We start from the raw sequence: 23,528 nt of genomic DNA on the forward strand, positions 1-23,528 counted from the left end.
ATGCGCAGCGCGCAAGGGCGCTCAGGCGTGGCGCTGGCGGTAGCGCGCCAGGAAGCGCTCGATGCGGCCGATGGCCTCGCGCAGGTCGTCCTCGTGCGGCAGGAAGACGATGCGGAAATGCTGCTGGTCGGGAAAGTTGAAGCCGGTGCCCTGCACCAGCATCACGCGGGTTTCCTTGAGCAGCTCCAGGAAGAACTGCCGGTCGTCCGCGATGGGATAGACCTTGGGATCGAGCCGCGGGAACATGTACAGCGCCGCCTGCGGCCGCACGCAGCTCACGCCGGGAATGGACGTGATCAGGTCGTAGGCCAGGTCGCGCTGGCGGCGCAGCCGGCCGCCGGGACCGACCAGTTCGTTGATGCTCTGGTAGCCGCCCAGCGCCGTCTGGATGGCCCACTGGCCCGGCACGTTGGAGCACAGCTTCATGTTGGCCAGCATGTTCAGGCCTTCGATGTAGTCGCTGGCAGCGCGCTTGTCGCCCGAAACCACCATCCAGCCCGCCCGGTAGCCGCAGGAGCGGTAGCTCTTGGACAGCGAATTGAAGGTCAGCGTCAGCACGTCGGTCGACAGGCTGCCCAGCGCCGTGTGTCGGATGCCGTCGTACAGCACCTTGTCGTAGACCTCGTCGGCCAGCAGCACCAGTTCGTGCTCGCGGGCGATCTCCACCAGGCCCTTGAGCAACTCGTCGCTGTAGACCACGCCCGTTGGGTTGTTGGGGTTGATCACCACGATGCCCTTGGTGCGCGGCGTGATCTTGGCGCGGATGTCGTCCAGGTCGGGCATCCACTGGTTGGCCTCGTCGCACAGGTAGTGCACCGGCTTGCCGCCCGACAGGCTGGTGACCGCCGTCCACAGCGGATAGTCGGGCGCGGGCAGCAGCAGCTCATCCCCGTCGTCCAGCAGCGCGTTGGTGGCCATGGCGATCAGCTCGCTGGCGCCGTTGCCCAGGTAGATGTCCTCCAGCGTGACGCCGGCGATGCCCTGCTGCTGGGTGTAGTGCATCACCGCCTTGCGCGCCGCGAAGATGCCCTTGCTGTCGGAGTAGCCCGCCGACGCCGGCAGGTGGCGGATCATGTCCTGCTGCACCTCTTCGGGGGCGTCGAAGCCGAACGGCGCGAGGTTGCCGATGTTCAGCTTGATGATCTTCTGGCCCTCTTCCTCCATCTGCTTGGCCGCGTCCATGATGGGGCCGCGGATGTCGTACAGCACATGGGCCAGCTTGGCCGATTTCTTGATCGCTTTCAAAGTCCCTCCGAGGGGCGCCGCTAAAGGGGAAACCTACAATTGGAACACAGATGAAAGCCCAGGACCGATGAAGCTCCAGCCCGACAAACACGACGTCCAGACCGTCACCGGCACCGGGCCGGGCTGGGTCGCGATCAACGGCGAGCGGGTCGACAGCAGCGTCGTGGTGGGCTCGCGCAACGAGCGCTTCGGCTGGCCCTGCGAGGACTACGACGCCCTGACGGCCGAGCATTTCGCGCAGTTGGCGGCGCTCAAGGCCGAAGTGGTGATCTTCGGCAGTGGCGAGCGCATCCGCTTTCCGCGGCCGGCCTGGATCGCGCCGCTGATCGCGGCCGGCACCGGCGTGGAGACCATGGACACCGCGGCCGCGTGCCGCACCTACAACATCCTGGCCGGCGAGGGGCGCCACGTCGTGGCCGCCCTTCTTCTGGAAGCACGTACCGCTATCCGCTGACGGGCAATCCGGATAAAATCGGCGATTGCCGACCGGACCGCGTCCAATTGTGGAAAGTGGGAAAGCGCAGCAATTCCAGCAGGAGCGAGCGCTGGAATTCGGCATGTGGATTCCAGCACCGCGTGAGCCTCTTCGTGCAGCTTTGGCGTGACCTCGAAAACGCCGGGCGCATGGCGACGCTTGCTCAGCGTGCCCGGTTTTGCGTCACTTCTCGGGAACCCAGAGCGGAGATTACAAGTTTCATGGCGATCGTTGTCAACAAACCCATTCCCGAATTCGATGCCAGCGCCACCGGCGGAATCAAGGTCTCGAACACGTCCCACCTCGGCCAGACCGTCGTGCTGTACTTCTACCCCAAGGACAACACACCCGGCTGCACCACCGAGGCCATGCAGTTCCGCGACCACTACAAGGATTTCGTGAAGGCCGGTGCCGTCGTGTTCGGCGTCTCGCGCGACAACATGAAGTCGCACGACGAGTTCAAGGCCAAGCTGGAACTGCCCTTCGAGCTGATCGCGGACACCGAAGAGAAGATGTGCCACATGTTCGGCGTGGTCAAGAACAAGATCATGTACGGCAAGAAGGTCAAGGGCATCGAGCGCAGCACCTTCCTGATCGGTCCCGACGGCGTGCTCAAGGCCGAGTGGCGCGGCCTCAAGGTGCCCGGCCACGTGGACGAGGTGCTCAAGGAAGTGAAGGCGCTGAAGAAGGCCTGAATTGCCGCCTGATGCGGAGGTTGCCCACGCGGCAATGTCCGTCACGCAGGCGGTCAGGAGCGGTGTGCATAATGGCCACATGGTCTTGAGCCATCCGCTACCGACCCCCGTCTCCCCCATCCAAGCCGCTCTGGGTTTCCAGGCGGCTTTTTCGTTTTTTGGCCCCTCCCGCGCCAGCCGGCGCCTTTTTCAGCGAGTCTGATCCTCCATGCCCCTGCCTCCCGCCCCGACCAAGCGTGCAGCCCTGCTCTCGCCGGAAGCGCTCGACGCGCCGGCCCGCGCCGCCCCCAAGGCGCGCCGTACTTCGGCTGAACGGCAGACGGACGCGCGGAAAGAATCTCCCACGCTGTTCGACGACCGCCAGTTGCCCGACGCCGGCGGCCCGGCGCCTGTCGCGGTCCCCGCCCCCACGGCCGCACCCGTGGTGGCGCGCCAGCCCGAACCCGTGGCACCGCTGCCGCCCGCGCCGCTCGCCAGCCGTGCGGAAGCGCCCGCGCCGGCACGCGCCAAGCGCAGCGCCCGCAAGACCGGCCCCAAGCGCCTCTTCGTGCTCGACACCAACGTGCTGCTGCACGACCCGACCTGCCTGTTCCGCTTCGAGGAACACGACATCTACCTGCCGATGATCGTGCTGGAGGAGCTCGACGGCCACAAGAAGGGCACCACCGAAGTTGCGCGCAACGGCCGCCAGGCCAGCCGCACGCTCGACGCCCTGGCCGCCGCGCAAGGCGCCGACATGCGCGAGGGGCTCAAGCTCGACACCACCGGCCACAAGGAAGCGGGCGGCCGCCTGTTCTTCCAGACGCAGCCGCTGGACTACCAGCTGCCCACCAGCCTGCCGCAGGGCAAGGCGGACAACCAGATCCTGGGCGTGGTGCAGGCGCTGCGCACGCTGCACGAGAAGAACAAGGGCCCGGACCAGCGCGAGGTGGTGCTGGTGTCCAAGGACATCAACATGCGGGTCAAGGCCCGTGCGCTGGGCCTGGACGCGGACGACTACCAGAACGACAAGGCGCTGGAAGACGGTGACCTGCTCTATTCCGGCTCGCTCGCGTTGCCGGCCGACTTCTGGACCCGCCAGAGCAAGGCCGTGGAAAGCTGGCAGTCGGGCAGCAGCACCTTCTACCGCGTCACCGGGCCGATGGTGCCCAGCCTGTACATCAACCAGTTCGTCTACTTCGAGGCCCCTGGCGAGCCCAGCATGTACGCCCGCGTGACCGAGGTGCGCGACAAGACGGCGGTGCTCAAGACGCTCAAGGACTACAGCTCGGGCAAGCACGCCGTCTGGGGCGTGACCACGCGCAACCGCGAGCAGAACTTTGCCATGAACCTGCTCATGGACCCGGACATCGACTTCGTCACCCTGACCGGCACGGCCGGCACGGGCAAGACGCTGATGGCCCTGGCCTCGGGCCTGACGCAGGTGCTGGACGACCGCCGCTACACCGAGATCATCATGACCCGCGCCACCGTGAGCGTGGGCGAGGACATCGGCTTCCTGCCCGGCACCGAAGAAGAAAAGATGGGCCCCTGGATGGGCGCACTGGACGACAACCTGGAGTTCCTGGCCAAGGGCGACAACGGCGGCGCCGGCGAGTGGGGCCGTGCGGCCACCAATGAACTGATCCGCTCCAAGATCAAGATCAAGAGCATGAACTTCATGCGCGGCCGCACCTTCCTCAACAAGTACGTGATCATCGACGAGGCGCAGAACCTGACGCCCAAGCAGATGAAGACGCTGATCACCCGCGCCGGCCCGGGCACCAAGATCATCTGCATGGGCAACCTGGCGCAGATCGACACGCCCTACCTCACCGAGGGTTCGTCGGGTCTGACCTTCGCGGTGGACCGCTTCAAGGGCTGGCCGCACAGCGGCCACATCACGCTGGCGCGGGGCGAGCGCTCGCGCCTCGCCGACTTCGCCAGCGACGTGCTCTGACGCTGCGCCGCCTGAGGCGGCGGGCGGCACGGCCCGAACGAAAGCCCGCGCAGCCGCAAGGCCGCGCGGGCTTTCTCTTGGTGCCTCCTGACAACACGCTGTCAGGAGCCCCGGCGCAGCATCACGCTCCTGTTCAACACCACCGGAAGGAGCTTTCCATGCGCAACGCCAACAACTGGTTCGAGATTCCCGTCACCGACCTCGCCGCCGCCCAGCGCTTCTACGAACGCCTGCTCGACCGTCCCATGCGCGGGTCCGAGGACGTGGGCGGCGACCTCATGGTCGTGTTCGCGCACGACAAGCCCGGTGCCGGCGGCTGCCTGGTGCGTCGCGAGGGCCATCGCCCGGCCGAGGGCGGCATCGTCGTGTATCTGGACTGCGAGCCGGGCGTGCAGGGCGCCCTCGACCGCGCCGTGGCCGCGGGTGGCCAGATCGTCACGCCGCGCACGCTCATCGCCCCCGGCATCGGCTACTTCGCGCTCGTGCGCGATCCCGAGGGCAATGTGGTCGGCCTGCATGCCCAGGGCTGAAGCGATGCCGCCTCCGCCCTTCGGCCTGCTCATGCCACCGTGCAGCCCGCCCGCCCGGGCGGCGCGCCACTGGATCGCGGTGGCCAGCGCCGAGCATGCACGCCTGGGCCGCGACCATCGCCCTGCCGGCTTCATGCAGGTCTGCCACGGCCGCGGCGCGCCGCTGCGGCGCCTGGCGGCGGGCGATGCCGTGGCCTACTACGCACCCTCCAAGCGCTTCGGCGCGCGCGACCGGCTGCAGGCCTTCGTCTCGGTCGGCACGGTGGCCGCGGCAGAGCCCTACCAGGCCGACATGGGCGGCGGCTTCCTGCCCTGGCGGCGCGACGTGCATTACGCCGACGCGCAGGAGGTGCCCATCGCCGCCTTGATGGACGACCTGGACTTCACCCGCGACCGCCGCGGATGGGGCTATAAGCTGCGCTTCGGCCTGTTCGAGATCGGCGCGGCGGACATGCGCCGCATCGCGGACGCCATGCAGGCCCGCCTCCCCATCGCCGATCCTTGCTGACCCCTTGCCCATGCGCCGCGCCGACCGCCTGTTCCAGATCGTCCAGTTGATCCGCGGCCGGCGGCTCACCACCGCCGCCTTCCTGGCGGGGCGGCTGGAGGTGTCCGAGCGCACGGTCTACCGCGACATTGCCGACCTGCAGCACCAGGGCGTGCCCATCGAGGGCGAGGCCGGCCTGGGCTACCGGCTGGGCAGCGGCTTCGAGCTGCCGCCGCTGATGTTCTCGCAGGACGAGGCCCGGGCCCTGGTGGCCGCGGCCCGGCTGGCGCAGAGCTGGGTCGATCCGGCCCTGGGTGCGGACATCGACGCCGCGCTGGGCAAGATCCTGTCGGTGCTGCCCGCGGCAGCGCGGGCGGCCGCCGAATCGCTGGCGCTGTATGCGCCCACCATCGCCATGGACGAGGCCACGCGCGGGCACCTCGGCCTGCTGCGGGAGGCCCTGCAGACCCGCCGCAAGCTCTGGCTGGACTACCGCGACGAGCGCGGCGCGCCGAGCGAACGCACGGTTCGGCCGCTGGGCTGCTTCTACTGGGGCAAGGTCTGGACGCTGGCCGCCTGGTGCGAGCTGCGCGAGGACTTCCGCACCTTCCGCATGGACCGCATCCACGATGCGCGCATGCTCGACGCGCGCTTCCGCGACGAAGCCGGTCGCACGCTCGCCGACCTGCGGCGGCGCATCGAAGCCAACTGCCCGGAAGGCTTCGGCCCCGCCGGCCCGCGCGTGGGCGCGGCCGAGGGGCTACGCGCCCAACCCTAGTAGTCGTCGCCTCCGAAGCCGCCCGCCAGGTTCTCGAACTTGGTCAGCGGCTTCAGGAAGGCCAGCTTCACCGTCCCGGTCGGGCCGTTCCGCTGCTTGGCGATGATCACCTCGGCGACGCCGGGCTCCTTGGAGTCCTTGTTGTAGTAGTCGTCGCGGTAGATGAACATGATCACGTCCGCGTCCTGCTCGATGGCACCGGATTCGCGCAGATCGCTCATCATCGGGCGCTTGTCGGTGCGGCTTTCCACGCCGCGCGACAGCTGCGACAGCGCGATCACCGGGCACTTGAGTTCCTTGGCCAGCATCTTGAGGCCCCGCGAGATCTCGCCCACCGCCGTCGCGCGGTTCTCGTCGGCCATGCCGCCCGAGACGCTCATCAGTTGCAGGTAGTCGACCACGATCAGCCCCAGCTGGCCGCACTGGCGCGCCAGGCGCCGGGCATTGGCCCGCAGCTCGCTGGTGGACAAACCGGGCGTCTCGTCGATGTGCAGCGAGATGTTGCGCAGCTTCTCGATGGCTTCGGTCAGGCGCGGCCATTCCTCGTCGGTCAGCTTGCCGGTGCGCAGGTGGCCCTGGTCGATGCGGCCGATCGAGCCGACGATACGCACCGCCAGCTGCGAGGCGCCCATTTCCATCGAGAACACCGCCACCGGCAGCCCCTCGTTGAGCGCCACGTGCTCGGCGATGTTGATGGCCAGCGAGGTCTTGCCCATGGACGGGCGCGCCGCCAGCACGATCATGTCGCCGGCCTGCATGCCCGAGGTCATGCGGTCGAAGTCGTAGAAGCCGGTCGGCACCCCCGTGATGTCGTTGGGGTTGTCGGCCATCTCGGTCACGCGGTCCAGCAGCTCCACCACCAGCGAGTCCATGCTGTGGAAGCCCTGCTTGTTGCGCGAGCCCTCTTCGCCGATGTTGAAGATCTTCTGCTCGGCCTCGTCCAGGATCTTGTCCACGGCCTTGCCCTGCGGATTGAAGGCGGCGGTGGAGATCTCGTCGGCGGCGGAAATGAGCTTTCGCAGCACCGCCCGCTCGCGCACGATCTCGGCGTAGCGGCGGATGTTGCTCGCGCTCGGCACGAACTGCGCCAGCGAGTTGAGGTAGGCCAGGCCGCCCATCTCCTCGGACTGGCCGAGGTTCTGCAGGTGCTCGTGCACCGTGATCACGTCGGCCGGCTTGTTGCCGTTGATCAGTTGGCCGACGGCGGCAAAGATCAGCTTGTGCTCGTGGCGGTAGAAGTCGCCGTCGGTGAGCAGGTCACCCACGCGGTCCCAGGCGCTGTTGTCCAGCAGCAGGCCGCCCAGCACGCTGGATTCGGCCTCCACCGAGTTCGGCGGCACGCGCAGCTGGGCCACCTGCCGGTCGCCGGAAGGATCGTTGGGAGCGAAGGGGGAAAAGACAGCGGACATGGCGTGCGGTGCAGACAGCGATGCTAGGCCGCCATGGCAGCCGAGTCACGGGATAAGTCTGGGGACAACCCGTGGGTTTGCGGTGCGCAGGCCGGGATAACCCCGCGGTGCGCCAATGACAAGGCCGCCCGGAGGCGGCCTTGGTTGCGATGGCTGGCGGACCTTCGCCGAGGCGAACGCCCGCTTACCGAAGCGGGATCAGGCGGTTTCGCCGTAGACCGTGACGGTGATCTCGACGACCACGTCCGTGTGCAGGGCCACGCTCACCGTGGTGTCGCCCACGGTCTTGATCGGGCCGTTGGGCAGGCGCACCTGCGACTTGGCCACGTCGTAGCCGGACTTCTTCAGTTCGTCGGCGATGTCGTGGTTGGTCACCGAGCCGAACAGGCGGCCGTCGACGCCGGCCTTCTGGGTCAGCTTGACGGTGGAGCCGGACAGCTTCTCGCCCTGGGACTGGGCTTCGGCCAGCTTGGCAGCGGCGGCCTTTTCCAGTTCGGCACGCTTGGCTTCGAATTCGGCCTTGGCCGATTCGGTGGCGCGGCGGGCACGGCCGGTGGGGATCAGGAAGTTGCGGGCGTAACCGTCCTTGACCTTGACGATGTCGCCGAGCGCACCGAGGTTGACGATCTTGTCCAGAAGAATGACTTGCATGGGATGGATTCCTTCCGGCTCAGACGCGGTGCTGGTCGCTGTACGGCAGCATCGCGAGGAAGCGGGCGCGCTTGATCGCGGTGTTCAGCTGACGCTGGTAGATGGCGCGGGTGCCGGTCAGGCGCGCGGGGACGATCTTGCCGTTCTCGCCGACGAAGTCGCGCAGGGTGTCGATGTCCTTGTAGTCGATCTCTTCCACACCGGCGACGGTGAAGCGGCAGAAACGCTTGCGCTTGAACAGCAGCGACTGGGTGTTGCGCTTCGGACGCTTGTCCTTGTTGAATTTCTTGAACGTGGCCATTTGAGGGACCTCTGTCGAAAATTAATCTTGCTGAAAATCCGTGACGTGGAGCACCGGGTGCTTGCCGTTGCGGGGGTTGGCCAGGAAACCCTGGAACCGCCACTGGCTGCCCAGCGCCTGCCGCGCGAGCCGCTCGGCCACTGCGCCGAAGGCCACTGCCTTGAGTGCCGCCTTCACCTGCCGGGTCTGTCCGGCTTCGTCCTGGGTCGACGCATGGTCGAGCCGCAGGTCGATGGCCGGGAGCCCGGCCGGGGTGAAACGCAAGGCAGCGATCTCTTCGATGCAGGCCGTCAGGAGCAGGTGGTTGGCCGCCGCGGGCGCAGCCACATCAGTTGCTGCTGTTGTTGGCGGCGTACTCGGCCTGCTGGGCCTTGCGGGCTTCCTCGCGCTCGACGGTCTTCATCATCGAGGACGGGCCGGTGTCGGCCTTCTTCTTCAGCACGGTCAGGTGGCGCAGCACGGCGTCGTTGAACTTGAAGGCATGCTCCAGTTCGGACATCACGGCCTGGTCGGCCTCGATGTTGACGCACAGATAGTGGGCCTTGTTCAGCTTGTTGATCTGGTAGGCCAGCTGGCGGCGGCCCCAGTCTTCGACACGATGCACCTTGCCGTTGCCGGCGGCGATCATGCCCTTGTAACGCTCCAGCATGGCCGGAACCTGCTCGCTTTGATCCGGATGGATCAGCAGAATGATTTCGTAGTGACGCATGACACTCCTTGGGGGTTTGCGGACCCGGCGCGCATGCGCGCCCGTCCAGAAAAGCCACCCGCCGCGTCCAGGCGGTGTGGCAAGGGAAAGCCCACGAGTATATGCCGAAACGGGCCAGCGGTGCCAGCGACTCGCCGGTGGCAGCAAAAGCAAAGGGCAGCCCGCGCGAGCAGGCCGCCCATTCCGCTGTGGCACCGCCCCGGTGAAGTGCCGGCGCGGCCCCCAGGACCTCAGGCTGCGATCAACGCTGCGCCAGGCGCTGCCAGGTCTCGATCACGCTGTCCGGGTTGAGCGAGATCGACGCGATGCCCTGCTCCGCCAGCCACAGGGCGAAGTCCGGATGGTCGCTGGGGCCCTGACCGCAGATGCCCACGTACTTGCCCTGCGACTTGCAGGCCTCGATGGCACGCGACAGCATGGCCTGCACGGCCGGGTCGCGCTCGTCGAAGTCGGCGGCCAGCAGCTCCAGGCCGGAATCGCGATCCAGGCCCAGCGTGAGCTGGGTCAGGTCGTTCGAGCCGATGGAGAAGCCGTCGAAGAACTCCAGGAAGCGGTCGGCGAGCACGGCATTGCTGGGCACCTCGCACATCATGATGATCTTGAGTTCGGCTTCGCCGCGCTCGAGGCCGTGCTCGCCCAGCAGCGCGGTCACGCGCTCAGCCTGCTTCAGCGTGCGCACGAAGGGCACCATGATCTGCACGTTGGTCAGGCCCATCTCGTTGCGCACGCGCTTGAGCGCCTCGCATTCCATGGCAAAGGCCTCGCCGAACTCGGCGCTGATGTAGCGCGCCGCGCCGCGGAAGCCCAGCATGGGGTTCTCTTCTTCCGGCTCGTAGCGGCTGCCGCCGATCAGCTTGCGGTACTCGTTGGACTTGAAGTCCGACAGGCGCACGATCACCGGCTTGGGCCAGAAGGCGGCGGCGATGGTGGCCACGCCCTCGGCCACCTTGTCGACGTAGAAGGCCTTGGGCGAGGCATGGCCGCGGGCCACCGATTCTACCGCCTTCTTCAGGTCGGGATCGACCTGCGGATAGTCCAGGATGGCCTTGGGATGCACGCCGATGTTGTTGTTGATGATGAACTCCAGCCGCGCCAGGCCCACGCCCTCGTTGGGCAGCTGGGCGAAGTCGAAGGCGAGCTGCGGGTTGCCCACGTTCATCATGATCTTGGTCGGGATCTTGGGCATCTCGCCGCGCTGGACCTCGGTGATCTCGGTCTCCAGCAGGCCGTCGTAGATGCGGCCGGTGTCGCCCTCGGCGCAACTCACGGTGACCAGCGTGCCGTCCTTGAGCAGGCTGGTGGCGTCGCCGCAGCCGACCACGGCCGGGATGCCCAGTTCGCGCGCGATGATGGCCGCGTGGCAGGTGCGCCCGCCCCGGTTGGTCACAATGGCGCTGGCGCGCTTCATCACCGGCTCCCAGTTGGGGTCGGTCATGTCGGTGACCAGCACGTCGCCGGCCTGCACCTTGTCCATCTCGCTGATGCTGTGCACCAGGCGCACGGGGCCGGTGCCGATCTTCTGGCCGATGGCGCGGCCTTCGGCCAGCACCGCGCTCTTGCCCTTGAGCTTGAAGCGCTGCTCCACCTTGCCCTGCTGCTGGCTCTTCACCGTCTCGGGACGGGCCTGCAGGATGTAGAGCTGGCCGTCGGTGCCGTCCTTGCCCCACTCGATGTCCATCGGGCGGCCGTAGTGCTTCTCGATGACCATGGCGTACTTCGCCAACTGCTCCACCTCGGCATCGGTCAGCGAATAGCGGTTGCGCAGTTCGGTCTTGACGTCGGTGGTCTTGACCAGCTTGCCCGACGCCTTCTTTTCCTCGGGCGTGGCGAACTCCATCTGGATCAGCTTGGAGCCCAGGTTGCGGCGGATCACCGCGCGCTTGCCGGCTTCGAGCATCGGCTTGTGGACGTAGAACTCGTCGGGGTTCACGGCGCCCTGCACCACCGTCTCGCCCAGGCCGTAGCTGGAGGTGATGAAGACGACCTGGTCGAAGCCCGATTCGGTGTCGATGGTGAACATGACACCCGCGGCGCCCAGGTCGGAGCGCACCATGCGCTGCACGCCCGCCGACAGGGCCACCACGTCGTGGGCGAAGCCCTTGTGCACGCGGTAGCTGATGGCGCGGTCGTTGTAGAGGGAGGCGAACACCTCCTTCATCTTGTGCAGCACGTCCTCGATGCCGACGACGTTCAGGAAGGTTTCCTGCTGGCCGGCGAAGGAGGCGTCGGGCAGGTCTTCGGCGGTGGCCGAGGAACGCACCGCGAAGCTGGCCTGGTCGTTGCCCGCGCTCAGCTTCGCGAAGTGCTCGCGCACGGCCTTTTCCAGGTCGGCGGGGAAGGGCTGGGCCTCGATCCAGCTGCGGATCTCGGCGCCGGCGGCGGCCAGGGCACGCACGTCCTCGATGTCGAGCGTGGCCAGGCGCTGGCTGATGCGCTGCGTCAGGCCCTCGTGCGCGAGGAACTCGCGGAAGGCATGGGCCGTGGTGGCGAAGCCGGTGGGCACGCGCACGCCCTCGGGCAGCTGGGAAATCATCTCGCCGAGGCTGGCGTTCTTGCCGCCAACGGCCTCGACGTCGCTCATCCTCAGGTTTTCGAAGGGCACGACCAGGGCGGTCGCTTCGAACAGGGCAGACATGGGAAGACTCCGGAGTTTAAAAAGCGGTGCGTTCCATGCAGCGGACGGCCGGGCGCGATCGTTCTTCTTGCTCTGGGTGCGCGGGGCGACTGCATGGGAAGGGATGCGGATGCGGGCGCGCGGAGGGCGCACGCCGATAATCTGCGGGATTGTAGGCGGCGGTCCGCGCCGCCGCCGCAGGACAGAAACTACAGGCCGCCCCATGCACAAGCGCACCGTTTTCTTCGTTTCGGACGGCACCGGCATCACCGCCGAGACCTTCGGCAATGCCGTGCTCAACCAGTTCGAGCTCAAGGCGCGCCACGTGCGCATGCCCTTCACCGACACGGTGGACAAGGCCCACCAGGCGGTGCGCCAGATCAACCACACGGCCGAACTCGAAGGCTACCGCCCCATCGTCTTCACCACCCTGGCCAACATGGAGGTGCTGGAGGTGATCGAGACCGGCTGCAAGGGCATGCTGCTCGACCTGTTCGGCACCTTCGTGCGGCCGCTGGAGATCGAGTTGGCGATGAAGTCCAACCACCGCATCGGCCGCTTCTCGGACATCAGCAAGAGCAAGGAATACCACGACCGCATCGCCGCCATCGACTTCAGCCTGCAGCACGACGACGGCCAGAGCCATGCGGACCTGGAGGCGGCGGACGTGATCCTGGTGGGCGTGAGCCGCAGCGGCAAGACGCCGACCTCGCTCTACCTGGCCATGCAGCACGGGCTGAAGGCGGCCAACTATCCGCTGATCCCCGAGGACTTCGACCGCCGGCAACTGCCGCCGGCGCTGATCGCCTTCCGCAAGAAGATCTTCGGCCTGACCATCCAGCCCGAGCGGCTGGCCGAGATCCGCAACGAGCGGCGGCCCAATTCGCGCTATGCCAGCATCGAGAACTGCCGCTACGAGGTGAGCGAGGCCGAGGCCATGATGCGCCGCGCCGGCATCCGCTGGCTGTCGACCACCACCAAGTCCATCGAAGAGATCGCGACCACCATCCTGCAGGAACTGCGGCCGGAACGGCTCAATTACTGAGGCTGGCCGGCTTAGGCAGGAACGTCGCCGCTGCCGGGGCGCTGCGGGCCCTTCTTGAGGTGCTGCATGAAGGCGCGGAAGTGCGGCGCGAAATCCGCAAAGAGCGGATGGCCGCGGTTCTCCAGCATCACCTCGCTGAACAGCTTGAGGCCGACGGCCAGCGCATTGGCCGTCTCCGCCGGGAATTCGCCACGCCCGCGCATGCGTTCGGCGATGGCCAGGATGTCGTCGTGGTTGCCGGCCTCGAAGCGCAGCGGCTCGGCATGGGTGGACGGGTTGCCCCGGGCGTCGGCCAGGTGCTCGACGGTGATTCGGTAGCGGTGCTGCTTCATGGTCGTTCTTTCTGTTCTGGCGCCGTTGAGGCACGTTCCACCTCGACCGCGGCGCGGTCGATGATCTCGGCGAGCCGGCGGACGAGTTCCGTCGCCTCGGCCTCGCCTTCCAGGCGCAGGCGCAGCGCCATCTTCAGGTTCTCCATCGCACGCCGGATTTCCGGCAGCCGGCGCGCATGGGCCCGCGCGCGGGCATTCGCCAGGCGCTCACGCACCGCGGCGATGGCCGCCGCCTGCGCCTCGCGTTCGGCCTGGCCCTGCGGCGTCAGGTGGAAACGCTTGCGGCCACCATCGCTGGCTTCGGAACGGGCCAGGCCCAGATCCTCCAGCAGCGCGAGCGTCGGATAGACGGTGCCGGGACTGGGGCTGTAGTCGCCCCCCACCCACTCGCCGACCGCCTTGATCAGTTCGTAGCCATGGCTGGGCTGGGCGGCCAGGGCGTCCAGGATCAGCAGGCGCAAGTCGCCGGGCTCCAGCTGGCGCGAGCGCCGGGCGCCGCCACGGCCTTCGGACGCGCCGCCGTCCAGCAGACCGCCACCCGGCCGCCTGTGACGCCTGCCACGGCCGCCGGCGTCCGGGTCATCGTTCCATTCATCGTTCATCCAAAACCTTCTTTCAAGATGCGTCAATGATATATCTTGAAAGCTCTTTTTATGACTTGCCGCGCAGCGCCTTACCACCAGCAGGGTTTTCCGACAGACTTTTTCACTGGGTTTTTTTACAGTCATCACACTTCGTCGACGTCCGCCGTCCATTCAGGAGACACCATGCCGACCCTCCACCGCACCGCCCTCCCCGCCCAGCCGATCAGCCAGGACGTGCTGCGCGAGAAGTACGCCAAGGGCGACGAGCGCGAGGCCGCCGACGTCTTCCGCCGCGTGGCCCGCGCCCTGGCCGCTGCGGAGGTGCCCGAGCAGCGCGCCACGTGGGAGGCCGGCTTCCTCGCCGCGCTGGAAGGCGGCTTCATTCCAGCGGGCCGCATCCTCTCGGCCGCCGGCACCACGCTGGAGGCGACGCTGATCAACTGCTTCGTCCAGCCGGTGGGCGATGCCATCGCGGAGGACGACGACGGCCACCCCGGCATCTACACCGCCCTCACCGAAGCCGCCGAGACCATGCGGCGCGGCGGCGGCGTGGGTTACGACTTCTCGCGCATCCGGCCCAGGGGCGCGCGCGTGCGCAGCACCCAGTCCAGCGCTTCGGGCCCGGTGAGCTACATGCGGGTGTTCGACCGCTCCTGCGAGACGGTGGAATCGGCCGGTGCGCGGCGCGGCGCGCAGATGGCCGTGCTGCGCTGCGACCATCCGGACATCGAGGAATTCATCCACGCCAAGGACGCCGGCGACCTGCGCAACTTCAACCTGTCGGTGGGCATCACCGATGCCTTCATGCAGGCCGTGCAGGCGGACGCCGAGGTCGAGCTGTTGCACCGCGCCGAGCCCGGCGACGCGCAGAAGGCGGACGGCGCCCACCCGCGCGGGGACGGCCTGTGGGTCTACCGCCGCGTGCCGGCCCGGGCGCTGTGGGACCAGATCATGCGCGCCACCTACGACCATGCCGAGCCGGGCGTGCTCTTCCTGGACCGCATCAACGCCGACAACAACCTCGGCTACTGCGAGGCCATCGCCGCCACCAACCCCTGCGCCGAGCAGCCGCTGCCGCCTTACGGCTGCTGCTGCCTGGGCTCCATCGACCTGACGCGCTTCGTGCGCCAGCCCTTCGAGGCCGACGCCCGCTTCGACGAGGCCGCCTTCGACGCCCTGATTCCCACCTGCGTGCGCATGCTGGACAACGTGCTCGACGTGTCCATCTGGCCGCTGCCGCGCCAGCGCGAGGAAGCCATGGCCAAGCGCCGCATCGGCCTGGGCTTCACCGGCCTGGGCGATGCGCTCGCCATGCTGGGGCTGCGCTACGACGAGGAGCCGGCCCGGCAGATGGCCGCCCGCATCGCCGAGCGCCTGCGCGACGGCGCCTATGCCGCCTCCGCCGAGCTGGCCCGGGAACGCGGCGCCTTCGCCCTGTTCAATGCAGACCTGTACCTGCAGCGCGGCCGGTTCGCCGCCCGCCTGCCGGCCGCGCTGCGCGAGCGCATCCGCCGCCATGGCCTGCGAAATTCGCACCTGCTGTCGATCGCGCCCACCGGCACCATCAGCCTGGCCTTCGCCGACAACGCCAGCAACGGCATCGAGCCGCCCTTCAGCTGGACCTACCAGCGCAAGAAGCGCATGGCCGACGGCACCTTCCGCGAATTCGCCGTGGAGGACCATGCCTGGCGCCTGTTCCGCCACCTGCACGGGCCGGAGGCGCCGCTGCCGCCCGCCTTCGTCACGGCGCTGGAGATGAGCGCGCAGTCGCACGCGGCCATGGTGTCGGCGGTGGCACCCTTCGTCGACACCTCCATCAGCAAGACGGTCAACGTGCCGGCCGACTATCCCTACGCCGCCTTCCAGGACCTGTACCTGCAGGCCTGGCAGTCCGGCCTGAAGGGCCTGGCCACGTATCGGCCCAATGCCGTGCTGGGCGCCGTGCTGAGCGTGCCGCAGCCCGCCACCACCCTGCCCGCGCGCGACATCGCCGACCGGCGCCTGGCACTGGAGCGCCTGCCGCGCGAGCCGGTGCTGGCCTCGCTGCGCTGGCCCGGCCGGCCCGACTTTCCTGCCGGCAACGCGGCCTGGTGCACCATGGTCCGGCATCCGCATGGCCAGTTCGCCCTCTTCGTCGGCGAGGCGCCGGGCGGTGCCGATGCCGGCCGGCCGCTGCCCTTCGAAGTCTGGGTCAACGGCGCCGAACAGCCGCGCGGCCTGGGCGCGCTGGCCAAGACGCTGTCGATGGACCTGCGGGCCCGCGACGCCGAATGGGTGCGCCTCAAGCTCGATGCCCTGGCCACCGTGCAGGAAGAGCGGCCCTTCGACATGCCCTTCCCGCCCCACGGCGAGGTGCGCACCTTCCCCGGCGTGGTCGCCGCCACCGCCGCCGTGCTGCGCTGGCGCTGCGAGCAGCTCGGCCTGTGGAACCCGCCCGCGCCGGGCACGCCGGTGCTCGACGCCCTGTTCAGCCTGGACGAGCCCCACACCGGCCCCTCCGGCACGCTGGCCTGGGCGGTGGACATCGAGAACCCCGCCACCGGCGAAGCCTTCACGCTCACGCTCAAGGAAGTGCTGCTGCCCAGCCCGGGCGGCATCACCCACACGCGGCCCTGCGCCCTGGGTTTCTCGGGCAACTATCCGCGCGCCCTCGACGGCGTGGCACGCGTGCTGTCGCTGGACATGCGCGTGATCGACCCGGCCTGGATCGGCATGAAGCTGCGCAAGCTGCTGAGCTACGCCGAGCCGCTGGGCCACTTCATGGCCTTCGTGCCCAGCCTGGACCCCAAGGTGCGGCGCCAGCAGACCTGGCCGTCGACCGTGGCCTACCTGGCGCGGCTGGTCATCCACCGCTACGCGATGCTGGGCGTGCTGGACGAAGCCGGCTTTCCGATCCAGGAGATGGGCATCCTGGCCGCGCCGGCCGCCGCCGCGCCGGGCCTGCCGCCGCGCCCCCTGGCCGGCGCCACCTGTCCGGAATGCGGCAACGCCACCCTGATCCGCCGGGACGGGTGCAGCTTCTGCACGGCCTGCGGCTTCACCGGCCTGTGCGGTTGAGCCGGCGCACCGCCACCCGGCCGCCGACCCGCGCCGCGGCGACCGGGCGGGCACCCCCAGCACGGCGACGGCGCCGATCCTTGCGCTGGCTCAAGGCGCGTCCGGCCGCACGGAGGCAGAGTCGAAACCCGTCGATCCGATCCTGCCTGCCCCTCTTCCATGCTGCCGGCCCCATCCCCGTTCCCGCCCGATGCGCCGCGTGCTCCGGCCCGTCGGTGGAAGGCCGCCACCGGGCGGCGCCCCGTCCTGCTCTTCGGCGTTCCGCTGTTGCAACGGGCCTTCGCGCCATGCGAACCCGAGGCCGGCACGCTGGAGCGCCTGGCGGCGGCGCTGCGGATGCACGTGCTGCCCAAGGGCAGCGTGCCCGCGGTCAACGCGACCCAGCCGCCCTCCTGGTGGCTGGTGGCGGAGGGCCGCGTCGTCATGGGCCGCCCCGGCCCGGACGGCAGCCTGGTGGAGAACCGCATCCTCGGCCCCGGCCAGTGGCTGGACCTGACCTCGGCCTGGCTGGACACCGGCTGGCTCGAATCCGCCGTCTGCCCCACCCGCGTGGCGCTGGCCGCTTTGCCGCTGCAGGCGCTGTTGGACGAGGCCCGGCGCGATCCCGTTCTGCAGCAGGCCATGGGCATGGCCATGGCCGGACGCATCCGCGAACTCACCGAGGGCCGGCACGAACTCGCCACCAAGGACGTGCTGGCGCGGCTGGCCGGCTGGCTGCTGCGCGAGCCCTTCGAACCCCAGGGCGAGGCGCGCGTCGTGCGGCTGCCGGTGCAGAAGCGCTCCATCGCGCGCCAGCTGGTGATGGCCCAGGCCACGCTGTCGCGGTGCTTCCGCCGGCTGGTGGCGCTGGGTTGCGTGGAGATGGACGGCTATCTCGTGCTGATCCGCGACGTGCCCGCGCTGCAGGCACTGGCCGGCGACCCGGCCGCGCCCTGAGAGGGTGTCCCACACGAACGAACTTACGGCCCGACACCGGGCCTGCGCGCTCAGCCCTTCCCGTTCTTGTGGCTCAGCGCATTGCTGACCAGCCGCGAGGTGATGTCCACGATCTGGATCATGCGGTCGTACGGCATGCGCGTCGGACCGATCACGCCCAGCGTGCCGACCACCTCGCCGTTGACCTCGTAGTTGGCGCTGACCACCGACAGCTCTTCGTACGGCACGACCTGGCTCTCGCCGCCGATGAAGATGCGCACGCCGTCCGACTTGCTGGACATGTCCAGCAGCCGCATCAGCTCGGCCTTCTGCTCGAACAGTTCGAAGGCGCGACGCAGCTGGCCCATGTCGCTGGAGAAGTCGCTCACCGCCAGCAGGTTGCGCTCGCCGGCGATGATGACCTCTTCCTGCGCCTGCGAGATGGCGTCCGAGCTGGCCTGCACCGCCGCCTGCATAAGCGAGGCGATCTCGGCGCGCAGGCCGTCCATCTCGCCCTTGAGGCGGTCGCGCACCTGCTCGATCGACAGGCCGCCATAGTTCGTGGTGAGGTAGTTCGACGTCTCGATCAGCTCCGACTGGGTGTAGTCCCGGTCGGTGAAGATGACCTGGTTCTGCACGTCGCCCTCGGGCGAGACGATGATGACCAGCAGCCGCCGCTCCGACAGCCGCAAAAATTCGATGTGCCGGAAGGCCGTGGTGCGCCGCGGCGCCATCACCACGCCGACGAACTGCGACATGTTCGACAGCAGCTGCGCCGCACTGGCGATTACCTTCTGCGGCTGGTCCGGCGGCAGGCTCGGCGCCTGCAGCTGGGCGCGCTGCGCGGTGAGCATGGTGTCGACGAACAGGCGGTAGCCGCGCGCCGTGGGAATGCGTCCGGCGGAGGTATGGGGGCTGACGATCAGGCCCAGATCCTCCAGATCGGCCATCACGTTGCGGATGGTGGCGGGCGAGAGCTCAAGACCGGCGGCGCGCGACAGCGTGCGCGAACCGACGGGTTGTCCGTCGGCGATGTAGCGTTCCACCAGGGTCTTGAGCAGCAGCTTGGCGCGGTCGTCCAGCATCGGCAGATGATACCCGCCGGCCACCGCGCGCAGCCCGGCGGACAGCGCCTTCCCACGGCGTGGGAGGGCTCTGGCGTCGTGATGTAATTTGCCCTCATGAACGCACCCTTTCGCCACGTGGCGCTGATCGGCAAGTACCAGGCGACGGCGGCGCGCGAGCGCGACGCCGTCATCGAGGGCATTGCGGCGTTCCTGGAGTCGCGCGGCTGCACCGTCGTGCTCGAGCGCGGCAGCGCCGAATGCGGCGAGGACGGCGTGCCGCGCGCCGGCCGCTGGCCGGTGCTCACGGTGCCCGAGATCGGCGAGCAGTGCGACCTGGGTCTGGTCGTCGGCGGCGACGGCACGATGCTCGGCATCGGCCGGCAGTTGGCCCGCTACGGCGTGCCGCTGATCGGCATCAACCGCGGCCGCCTGGGCTTCGTCACCGACATCCCGCTGGAACATTACGAGGCCACACTCACCCCGATGCTGGCCGGCGACTATGAAGAAGACCACCGCAGCCTGATCCAGGCGCGGGTCATGCGCGCCGGCGAGGTCGTGTTCACCGCCCAGGCCATGAACGACGTGGTGGTCAACCGCGGCGCCACCTCCGGCATGGTGGAGCTGCGTGTCTCGGTGGGCGGTCACCTGGTGGCCAACCAGCGTGCCGACGGCCTGATCATCGCCACGCCCACCGGCTCCACTGCCTATGCGCTGTCGGCGGGCGGGCCCATGCTGCACCCGTCCATCCCTGGCTGGGTGATGGTGCCGATCGCGCCGCATACGCTGTCCAACCGGCCGATCCTGCTGCCCGATGCCGAGGAAATTTCGGTCGAGGTGGTGGGCGGGCGCGACGCCAGCGCCAATTTCGACATGCAGTCGCTGGCCTCGCTGGCCCACGGCGACCAGGTGCTGGTGCGGCGCTCCGAGCACCGCGTGCGCTTCCTGCATCCGCGCGGCTGGAGCTATTTCGACACCCTGCGCAAGAAACTTCACTGGAACGAAGGAGGCTCCTGAGTGGCCCTGCGACGCATCGTCCTGCGCGACTTCGTCATCGTCCGCGCGCTGGAACTGGACCTGGCCGAGGGCTTCACCGTGCTCACCGGCGAGACCGGCGCCGGCAAGTCGATCCTGATCGACGCCCTGCAGCTGGCGCTGGGCAACCGGGCCGACGCCGGCGCCGTGCGCGAGGGCGCCGAGCGGCTGGACGTGAGCGCCGAATTCGACGCCGACCCCGCCCTGGCCGCCTGGCTGGAGGAAGGCGGCTTCGAGGCCGGCGAGACCCTGCTGCTGCGCCGCACCGTCGACACCCAGGGCCGCAGCCGCGGCTGGGTCAACGGCAGCCCCGCCACCGCCGCGCAACTGCGCGAGCTGGGCGGCCACCTGCTCGACATCCATGGCCAGCATGCCTGGCAGAGCCTGACCCGGCCCGACGCCGTGCGCGGCCTGCTCGACGCCTATGCGGGCGTGCGCACCACGGCACTCGATGCCACCTGGCAGCAGTGGCGGCAGGCCGGCAGTGCGCTCGACTCGGCCCGCAACGCGCAGGAGACGCTGCTGCGCGAACGCGAGCGCCTGCAGTGGCAGATCGGCGAGGTCGACAAGCTCGCGCCCGGCGCCGACGAATGGGAAGAACTCTCCGGCCAGCACACGCGGCTGGCCAATGCCCAGTCGCTGATCGACGCCGCCCAGGCCGCTGCCGGCCTGCTGGACGAGGACGAGCAGGGTGCCCTCGCCCTGCTCTCGCGCGCCGCCGACCGGCTGCAGGACCTGGCCCACATCGAACCCGAATTCAAGACGCTGGGCGACGAGCTCGCGGGCAGCCTGGCCCAGGCCGCCGACGCGCTGCATGCGCTGCATGGCTACCTGCGCCGCACCGAGACCGACGCCGACCAGCTGCAGGCGCTGGACGAACGCCTGGGCATGTGGATGTCCCTGGCCCGCCGCTACCGCCGCCCGCCCGGCGAGCTGCCTGCGCTGCTGGCCGGCTGGCGCCAGGAACTGCAGACGCTGGAGGCCCAGGCCGACCTGGCCGCGCTGGAGCAGGCCGAGCAGCGCGCCCGGCAGGCCTTCGACAAGGAAGCCCGCGCCGTCGGGCAGGCCCGGCTGAAGGCGGCGCCCAGGCTGGCCGCCGCCATCACCGAGGCCATGCAGGGCCTGGGCATGCAGGGCGGCCGCTTCGCGGTGGCGCTGCAGCCGCTGGCCCAGCCGGCCCGGCACGGACTGGAAGACGTCGCCTTCCTCGTCGCCGGCCATGCCGGCGGCACGCCGCGCCCGGTGGGCAAGGTGGCCTCGGGCGGCGAGCTGTCGCGCATCGCGCTGGCCATCGCCGTGACCACCAGCCGCCTGGGCACGGCCCAGGCGCTGATCTTCGACGAGGTGGACACCGGCATCGGCGGCGCCGTGGCCGACACCGTGGGCCGCCTGATGCGCCAGCTGGGCCGCGATCGCCAGGTGCTGGCCGTGACCCACCTGCCGCAGGTCGCCGCCTGCGCCGACCACCATCTGCGCGTGGCCAAGCGCACCACCGGGGGCGCGGCCGGCGGCAAGGCGCCACCTGTGACGGAGAGCACCGTCGCCCCGCTCGACGGCGAAGGCCGCATGCAGGAGATCGCCCGCATGCTGGGCGGCGAGCGCGTGTCCGCCGCCTCCCTCGCCCATGCCCGCGAAATGCTGAGCCCGCAGGAAGGATGACGATGAGTGCTCCCATGGACCTGGTGCTGATCACCGGCATGTCCGGCTCCGGCAAGTCGGTCGCGCTGGCCGCGCTGGAAGACGCCGGCTACTACTGCGTCGACAACCTGCCACCCGAGCTGCTGGGCGACTTCATCCGCCTGCAGAAGGAGAACCAGACGCCGCGCGTGGCCGTCGCCATCGACGCGCGCAGCGGAACCTCGCTGTCGAAGGCGCCGATCCGCCTGGCCGCACTGCGGCAGGAGGGCATGGCGGTGCGCTCGCTGTTCCTGGACTCGACCACCGAGGCACTGGTGCGCCGCTATTCCGAGACGCGCCGGCGCCATCCGCTGTCGCGGCAGCTGGGCAGCGTGGACGCGCCCGAGCAGGAGCGGGCCCTGATCCAGGCCATCGAGCTGGAGCGCGAACTGCTGGCCGAACTGCGCGAAGGCGCCGACCTGATCGACACCAGCCTGATCCGGCCGGCCCAGCTGCGCACCTACATCAAGTCGCTCATCGACGCGCCGCAGCGCGCGCTGACGCTGGTGTTCCAGTCCTTCGCCTTCAAGCGCGGCGTGCCGCTGGACGCGGATTACGTGTTCGACGTGCGCATGCTGCCCAACCCGCATTACGTGGCTGCCCTGCGGCCGCTGACCGGGCGCGACCAGCCGGTGATCGACTGGCTGCGCGAGCACGACGCGGTGGCCCGCATGTATGCCGACATCGAGCAGTTCCTGCAGCACTGGCTCGACGCGCTGGCGGACGACCACCGCAGCTACGTGACGGTGGCCATCGGCTGCACCGGCGGGCAGCATCGCTCGGTGTTCCTGGTGGAGCAGCTGGCGCGAGCCTTCGGCGAGCGCTGGGCGGCGCTGCGGCGGCATCGGGAGCTGGACGCCGAGTAGGCGTCTTCGTTGCGGGCTGCGCCGCCAAATAGACGCTCAGTCTGCCGCGCGCGCTTCCAGCAGCAGCCGCACCGGCGCGGGCAGTCCGAGCGCCGGCCAAGCCGTATCCGCGACCCAGCGGCCGTCGATACCCGCGAGCGTCTGCGCATCCAGCCACACTTCGACCGGATGCAGGTGCAGGTCCTTGTGCGTCAGCACGTGCTTGAAAGCCGGCCAATGCCGCGCCGTGCCCCGCAGGGCCGCGGGCAGCGCCGCCTCCAGCGCCTCGGCGCTGTCGAAGGCCGGCAGCGCATGCAGCCCCGCCCAGATGCCGCTGGCCGGCCGCTTCTGCAGCCATACCCCCTCGCCCCCAGACGAACGCGCCAGCAGCAGCCAGAGCGATTGCGCACTGCGCTTGAGCTTGCGCGTCTTGACCGGCAGCCGCGCCGGATCGCCCTGGCGGCGGCCCTCGCACAGCGCCTCGACCGGGCAGATCAGGCACTGCGGCTGCCGTGGCAGGCAGACGGTGGCGCCCAGGTCCATCAGGCCCTGCGTGTAGCGTGAGATCGCCTCGGTGTCGCCGGCCGGCGGCAGCAGTTGGTCGGCCGCTTTCCACAGCAGCTTCTCGTTGGCGCTGCTGCCCAGGTCGCCCTCGAAGGCCAGCAGGCGCGACAGCACGCGCTTGACGTTGCCGTCCATGATCGACACCCGCTCGCCGAAGCAGAAGGCGGCAATGGCCGCGCCGGTCGAGCGGCCGATGCCCGGCAGCGTCTGCAGCAGTTCTGCGCTGGGCGGGAAGCGGCCGCCGAAGCGCGCCACCACCTCCTGCGCGCAGCGTTGGAGGTTGCGCGCCCGGCTGTAGTAGCCGAGGCCGCTCCACAGGCCCATGACCTCGTCCTCGGGCGCGGCGGCCAGGTCGGCGACGGTGGGGCAGCGCTGCAGGAAGCGTTCGTAGTAGCCGAGCACCGTCGACACCTGCGTCTGCTGCAGCATGATCTCGGACAGCCACACGCGGTACGGGTCGCGCGTGTTCTGCCAGGGCAGCGTGCTGCGGCCGTGCGTCTTCTGCCAGGCGACGAGCCGGCGCCAGAAGGCATCCGCGCACTGGCGGGCCTGCGCCAGGACCGGCGCCGCACCGGCC

The 23,528-nt window shown here is 69.3% G+C and carries 23 protein-coding genes; 12 read left to right on the top strand and 11 right to left on the bottom strand.

Annotated features, from left to right (window positions below; genetic code table 11):
- Window positions 1-21 precede the first annotated feature (21 nt).
- On the bottom strand, window positions 22-1,245 hold the full coding sequence (locus NS331_RS03310) for a pyridoxal phosphate-dependent aminotransferase (protein ID WP_058640595.1): 1,224 nt from the start codon (window positions 1,243-1,245) through the stop codon (window positions 22-24).
- A gap of 67 nt (window positions 1,246-1,312) precedes the next feature.
- On the opposite strand from NS331_RS03310, the gene NS331_RS03315 reads away from it, so the two are divergent.
- The 6 genes from NS331_RS03315 (at window position 1,313) to NS331_RS03340 (ending at window position 6,149) form a co-directional block, all read left to right on the top strand.
- The gene (locus NS331_RS03315) at window positions 1,313-1,699 is read left to right on the top strand and encodes an Mth938-like domain-containing protein (RefSeq protein ID WP_058640596.1); all 387 of its coding nucleotides are present in this window, start codon (window positions 1,313-1,315) and stop codon (window positions 1,697-1,699) included.
- 242 nt (window positions 1,700-1,941) lie between these two features.
- Complete coding sequence (locus NS331_RS03320) at window positions 1,942-2,415, top strand: peroxiredoxin (protein WP_058640597.1); 474 nt, start codon at window positions 1,942-1,944, stop codon at window positions 2,413-2,415.
- Window positions 2,416-2,623: 208 nt separating this feature from the next.
- Complete coding sequence (locus NS331_RS03325; protein WP_058640598.1) at window positions 2,624-4,354, top strand: PhoH family protein; 1,731 nt, start codon at window positions 2,624-2,626, stop codon at window positions 4,352-4,354.
- A 158-nt stretch (window positions 4,355-4,512) separates the two neighbouring features.
- On the top strand, window positions 4,513-4,884 hold the full coding sequence (locus NS331_RS03330; RefSeq protein ID WP_058640599.1) for a VOC family protein: 372 nt from the start codon (window positions 4,513-4,515) through the stop codon (window positions 4,882-4,884).
- Between the two features lie 4 nt (window positions 4,885-4,888).
- Window positions 4,889-5,392 carry an EVE domain-containing protein gene (locus NS331_RS03335; protein ID WP_242873634.1) on the top strand — a complete coding sequence of 168 codons (504 nt, stop codon included), beginning with the start codon at window positions 4,889-4,891 and terminating at the stop codon, window positions 5,390-5,392.
- A gap of 10 nt (window positions 5,393-5,402) precedes the next feature.
- Entirely contained in the window at window positions 5,403-6,149 is a 747-nt protein-coding gene (locus NS331_RS03340) for a helix-turn-helix transcriptional regulator (RefSeq protein WP_058640600.1), read from the top strand.
- Here the strand turns inward: NS331_RS03340 and dnaB are convergent.
- From dnaB to ppsA, 6 genes are all read right to left on the bottom strand, one after another.
- A complete protein-coding gene (gene dnaB, locus NS331_RS03345; RefSeq protein WP_058640601.1) occupies window positions 6,146-7,558 on the bottom strand; it encodes a replicative DNA helicase in 1,413 nt (470 codons plus the stop codon). The two genes, NS331_RS03340 and dnaB, sit on opposite strands and share 4 nt — an antisense overlap.
- A gap of 198 nt (window positions 7,559-7,756) precedes the next feature.
- Window positions 7,757-8,209 carry a 50S ribosomal protein L9 gene (rplI, locus tag NS331_RS03350; RefSeq protein ID WP_058640602.1) on the bottom strand — a complete coding sequence of 151 codons (453 nt, stop codon included), beginning with the start codon at window positions 8,207-8,209 and terminating at the stop codon, window positions 7,757-7,759.
- Between the two features lie 19 nt (window positions 8,210-8,228).
- Entirely contained in the window at window positions 8,229-8,510 is a 282-nt protein-coding gene (gene rpsR / locus NS331_RS03355) for a 30S ribosomal protein S18 (protein ID WP_017757858.1), read from the bottom strand.
- A gap of 21 nt (window positions 8,511-8,531) precedes the next feature.
- Window positions 8,532-8,837 (bottom strand): primosomal replication protein N, encoded by a 306-nt coding sequence (priB, locus tag NS331_RS03360; RefSeq protein WP_058640603.1) that lies wholly within the window; start codon window positions 8,835-8,837, stop codon window positions 8,532-8,534.
- 1 nt (window position 8,838) lies between these two features.
- Window positions 8,839-9,219 carry a 30S ribosomal protein S6 gene (rpsF, locus tag NS331_RS03365; protein WP_017757860.1) on the bottom strand — a complete coding sequence of 127 codons (381 nt, stop codon included), beginning with the start codon at window positions 9,217-9,219 and terminating at the stop codon, window positions 8,839-8,841.
- Between the two features lie 241 nt (window positions 9,220-9,460).
- Complete coding sequence (gene ppsA, locus NS331_RS03370; protein ID WP_058640604.1) at window positions 9,461-11,854, bottom strand: phosphoenolpyruvate synthase; 2,394 nt, start codon at window positions 11,852-11,854, stop codon at window positions 9,461-9,463.
- Window positions 11,855-12,056: 202 nt separating this feature from the next.
- Between ppsA and ppsR the strand changes: the two genes are divergently transcribed.
- Window positions 12,057-12,878 (top strand): posphoenolpyruvate synthetase regulatory kinase/phosphorylase PpsR, encoded by an 822-nt coding sequence (gene ppsR, locus NS331_RS03375; RefSeq protein WP_017757862.1) that lies wholly within the window; start codon window positions 12,057-12,059, stop codon window positions 12,876-12,878.
- Between the two features lie 11 nt (window positions 12,879-12,889).
- Here the strand turns inward: ppsR and NS331_RS03380 are convergent, their stop codons facing one another.
- The gene (locus NS331_RS03380; protein WP_058640605.1) at window positions 12,890-13,210 is read right to left on the bottom strand and encodes a DUF3861 domain-containing protein; all 321 of its coding nucleotides are present in this window, start codon (window positions 13,208-13,210) and stop codon (window positions 12,890-12,892) included.
- Entirely contained in the window at window positions 13,207-13,965 is a 759-nt protein-coding gene (locus NS331_RS03385; RefSeq protein WP_153012733.1) for a PadR family transcriptional regulator, read from the bottom strand. Before NS331_RS03385 ends, NS331_RS03380 begins: the two co-directional genes overlap by 4 nt.
- Window positions 13,966-13,977: 12 nt before the next feature.
- Here NS331_RS03385 and NS331_RS03390 point away from each other — a divergent pair, with 12 nt between their 5' ends.
- A complete protein-coding gene (locus NS331_RS03390; protein WP_058640607.1) occupies window positions 13,978-16,851 on the top strand; it encodes an adenosylcobalamin-dependent ribonucleoside-diphosphate reductase in 2,874 nt (957 codons plus the stop codon).
- A 267-nt stretch (window positions 16,852-17,118) separates the two neighbouring features.
- Window positions 17,119-17,787: a Crp/Fnr family transcriptional regulator gene (locus tag NS331_RS03395; protein ID WP_058640608.1), complete on the top strand. Its 669-nt coding sequence runs from the start codon at window positions 17,119-17,121 to the stop codon at window positions 17,785-17,787.
- 50 nt (window positions 17,788-17,837) lie between these two features.
- Here the strand turns inward: NS331_RS03395 and hrcA are convergent, their stop codons facing one another.
- Window positions 17,838-18,851: a heat-inducible transcriptional repressor HrcA gene (gene hrcA, locus NS331_RS03400; RefSeq protein WP_058640609.1), complete on the bottom strand. Its 1,014-nt coding sequence runs from the start codon at window positions 18,849-18,851 to the stop codon at window positions 17,838-17,840.
- A 96-nt stretch (window positions 18,852-18,947) separates the two neighbouring features.
- On the opposite strand from hrcA, the gene NS331_RS03405 reads away from it, so the two are divergent.
- From NS331_RS03405 to rapZ, 3 genes are read left to right on the top strand one after another with little or no spacing between them, the layout of a single operon-like run.
- On the top strand, window positions 18,948-19,847 hold the full coding sequence (locus NS331_RS03405) for an NAD kinase (RefSeq protein WP_058640610.1): 900 nt from the start codon (window positions 18,948-18,950) through the stop codon (window positions 19,845-19,847).
- Window positions 19,848-21,524 (top strand): DNA repair protein RecN, encoded by a 1,677-nt coding sequence (recN, locus tag NS331_RS03410; protein ID WP_058640611.1) that lies wholly within the window; start codon window positions 19,848-19,850, stop codon window positions 21,522-21,524.
- Between the two features lie 2 nt (window positions 21,525-21,526).
- Window positions 21,527-22,408, top strand: a complete 882-nt coding sequence (gene rapZ / locus NS331_RS03415) for an RNase adapter RapZ (protein ID WP_242873635.1) — start codon at window positions 21,527-21,529, stop codon at window positions 22,406-22,408.
- Between the two features lie 36 nt (window positions 22,409-22,444).
- Here the strand turns inward: rapZ and mutY are convergent, their stop codons facing one another.
- A complete protein-coding gene (gene mutY / locus NS331_RS03420) occupies window positions 22,445-23,509 on the bottom strand; it encodes an A/G-specific adenine glycosylase (protein ID WP_058640627.1) in 1,065 nt (354 codons plus the stop codon).
- Window positions 23,510-23,528: the final 19 nt, after the last annotated feature.

It is taken from the genome of Pseudacidovorax intermedius, from assembly GCF_001476815.1.
GTDB classification, from domain to species: Bacteria; Pseudomonadota; Gammaproteobacteria; order Burkholderiales; family Burkholderiaceae_C; genus Xenophilus; species Xenophilus intermedius_A.